We start from the raw sequence: 3,368 nt of genomic DNA on the forward strand, positions 1-3,368 counted from the left end.
GATGAGGTCCATCACCTCCAGCATGGCGTCGGTGGACAGGCCGTTGCCGGCGAAGTAGATGGCGGGGCCGTCCTTGTGGGTCAGGTTGAAGTTGGGGGAGTTGACCAGCTCCACCACGGCCCGGGCGCCCAGGTAGGAGCCGCCGATGCCGATGACCACCAGGGCCTGGGAGTTGGCGCGGATGCGCTCCGCCGCCGCCTGGATGCGGGCAAACTCTTCTTTATCATAGTCCCGGGGCAGGTGGACCCAGCCGGTAAAGTCGCCGCCGGCGCCGCTGCCGGTCTCCAGCTTCTGCCGGGCGCGCTCCAGGGCGTCCAGACGGCTGGTGAGCCAGGTGTCGGGCAGGAAAGAACGGGCGTTGGAGGTGTCGATTTGAATCATGATGACGTCACTCCTTTTGTATTTCACAAAGCCGAGGTCGGCTGATATGCCTATCATACACCCGAGGGCCGGCTTTTGCCAGAGAAAAAAGCCATTTCCCGGAAAAACCTTCAGGCCTTGCGGATCCAGACGGTGTTGTCGTTCATAGTGGTGGCGTCCCCCCGGTCGGACAGCCGGGCATGGGTCAGGCAGTTGACGGTGTTTTTGCCAGGATAGACCCCCTCGGCCACCACCGTCATGGGGGCCACCGCCCGGTCCAGGGCCACGGTACAGGTCATCTCGCCCAGATCGTTGTAGCACACCGCCTTGTCCCCCTGGGCCAGACCCAGCCGGGCGGCGTCCTCCTTGTTCATCCGCACCGACATCTCCCCCCGCAGCTCCCGGAGGGAGGCGCACTCATTGAAGGAGGAGTTGAGGGTGTGGATGGCCGGGGCGCACACCAGATGGAAGGGCTCCCCGCCGCCGAAGGGCGGGAACCAGGTGATGATGGGTTCGTCCAGATGGACCTTGCCGTCGGCCGTCTCGATGGGCAGGGGGAAGGGGGACTCCAGCACCACCGGCTCCCCCGCCAGCACCTTGTCCTTCTGCTCCCGGGTCAGCACGGCGCTGTCCTCCACCATCTGGCGGCACAGCTCCTCCACAGTGCTGCCGCCGTAGGGGTCCTCCATGCCCATAGCGGCGGAGAGCAGGCGGAACACCTCAAAGTTGCTCTTCACCTCGCCGGGGGCGGGCGCCGCCGGCTGCACATACTGGATCTGCCGGTAGCCGTAGGGGGTGTACAGGTCGGCCGTCTCCACCATGTAGGGAGCGGGCAGGATGATGTCGGCGTACAGGGCGGTGTCGGTCATGTACCGCTCATGGACCACGGTGAACAGGTCCTCCCGCTCCAGGCCCCGGAGGATGGCGTTCTGGTGGGAGGTCACCGCCGCCGGGTTGGCGTGGTAGACGTACAGGCTGTGGATGGGGGTGTCCACCTTCTTGCCCTCCAGCACCGGCCCCAGCAGGTTGATGTTGATCTCCTGGGTGTGGGGGTCGGCCAGGTCGGGCCGCTTGACGAGGGACTTGTCAATGAGGGCGGGGGAGGAACAGATACCGTAGGTACCGCCGCCCCGCTTGGCCCAGGCGCCCACCGCGGCGGGGAGAGCCACGATGGCGCGGGTGGCCTCGCTTCCGTTGCCCGAGCGGGAGAAGCCGCTGCCCAGCACGATGCAGGGGGCCTTGGCCTGGCCATAGGCCCGGGCCAACTCCCGGATCACGTCGGGGGGCTGGCCCACCAGGAACTGGGTCTCCTCCGGGTCCCACACCTCCAGGGTGGCCCGCAGTTCCTCCCAGCCTGTGGCGTGCTGGGACAGCCAGGCCTCGTCGGTGAGGCCCTCCTGGTCCAGCACCTGGAGCATGGACAGGGCCAGGGCCCCGTCGCTGCCCGGCTGGATGAGGATGGTCTGGTCGGCAAAGTCGACGGAGGGATTTTCGTACACGTCGATGAGGATGACTTTGGCCCCGTTTTCCTTGGCCTTGCGCAGGATGGGGGCCAGGTGGGCGCGGGTGGCGGGGATGTTGGCCGACCACAGCAGGATCAGGTCGCTGTGGGCCACCTCCCAGGGGGACAGGTCGCAGGAGTTGCCCATGACCTTCTGCCACCCGGCGGTTTTGGCGGAACTGCACAGGGTGCGCTTGAGGCGGCTGGCCCCCAGGGCGTGGAAGAAGCCCTCCCCGCAGTTGCGGTGGACGATGCCCATGGTGCCGGCGTAGGAGTAGGGCAGGATGGTTTGGGCTCCGTACCGGGCAATCAGGTCCTTCCAGCGGGACGTGATCTCCCCCACAGCCTCCTCCCAGGAGATGGGTTCAAATTCCCCAGCCCCCTTGGCCCCGGTGCGGCGGAGGGGGGTAAGGATGCGGCGGGGGCTGTTGATGGCCTCCGGCAGATTGCGCAGTTTGGCGCACACCCAGCCGTCGGTGTAGGGGTTGGCCGGATCGCCGGTAATGGAGGTGACGGCATTCCCCTCAGTCTCCACCAACAGAGAGCAGCCGTCGGGGCAGTCATAGGGACAGGCGGAAGGATAAGTTGACATAAAATATGCCTCCTTTTCAAGAAAGGCCGCCCGCGGGCGGCCTTTTTCGAGTAAACCAGGAATCATTTGCGTAGGGGCCGATGCCCACATCGGCCCGGCGCCTTAGTTTTTGAGGCTCTGCATGGGGGCGGGGATACGCCCGCCCCGGGCCACAAAGGCCTCGGCGCTCTGGGGATGGACGGGCATGACGGGGGCGGAGCCCAGCAGGCCGCCAAATTCCACGGTGTCGCCCACCACCTTGCCGGGGGCGGGGATGATGCGCACGGCGGTGGTCTTGGAGTTGACCATGCCGATGGCGGCCTCGTCGGCGATGATGGCGGAGAGGGTGGCGGCGGAGGTGTCGCCGGGGACGGCGATCATGTCCAGGCCCACGGAGCAGACGCAGGTCATGGCCTCCAGCTTGTCCAGGTGGAGGGCCCCCGAGCGGGCGGCGGCGATCATGCCCTCGTCCTCGCTGACGGGGATGAAGGCGCCGGACAGGCCGCCCACGTGGGAGGAGGCCATGACGCCCCCCTTCTTCACCGCGTCGTTGAGCAGGGCCAGGGCGGCGGTGGTGCCGTGGGTGCCGCAGGTCTCCAGGCCCATCTCCTCCAGGATGCGGGCCACGGAGTCGCCGATGGCGGGGGTGGGAGCCAGGGAGAGATCCACGATGCCGAAGGGCACGCCCAGCCGGCGGCTGGCCTCCTGGGCCACCAGCTGGCCCATGCGGGTGATGCGGAAGGCGGTCTTTTTCACGGTCTCGGCCACCACGTCGAAGGACTGGCCCTTCACGGCCTGGAGGGCGTGATAGACCACGCCGGGGCCGGACACGCCCACGTTGATGATGCAGTCCGGCTCCCCCACGCCGTGGAAGGCGCCGGCCATGAAGGGGTTGTCCTCCACGGCGTTGCAGAACACCACCAGCTTGGCGCAGCC

General features: G+C 67.3%; 2 protein-coding genes and 1 pseudogene. All 3 read right to left on the minus strand.

Annotated elements, in window-relative coordinates:
- A pseudogene (locus Q0K43_RS10715) lies at positions 1 to 381 on the minus strand (glucose-6-phosphate isomerase); the annotation flags it as partial.
- 110 nt (positions 382 to 491) lie between these two features.
- The gene (locus Q0K43_RS10720; RefSeq protein ID WP_297290518.1) at positions 492 to 2,453 is read right to left on the minus strand and encodes a molybdopterin-containing oxidoreductase family protein; all 1,962 of its coding nucleotides are present in this window, start codon (positions 2,451 to 2,453) and stop codon (positions 492 to 494) included.
- Between the two features lie 102 nt (positions 2,454 to 2,555).
- Positions 2,556 to 3,368: DUF711 family protein (locus Q0K43_RS10725; RefSeq protein ID WP_297290519.1), on the minus strand; the 813-nt coding region annotated here is incomplete at its 5' end.

Origin of the sequence: uncultured Flavonifractor sp. (assembly GCF_944383115.1) — a bacterium.
Taxonomy (GTDB): Bacteria; Bacillota; Clostridia; order Oscillospirales; family Oscillospiraceae; genus Flavonifractor.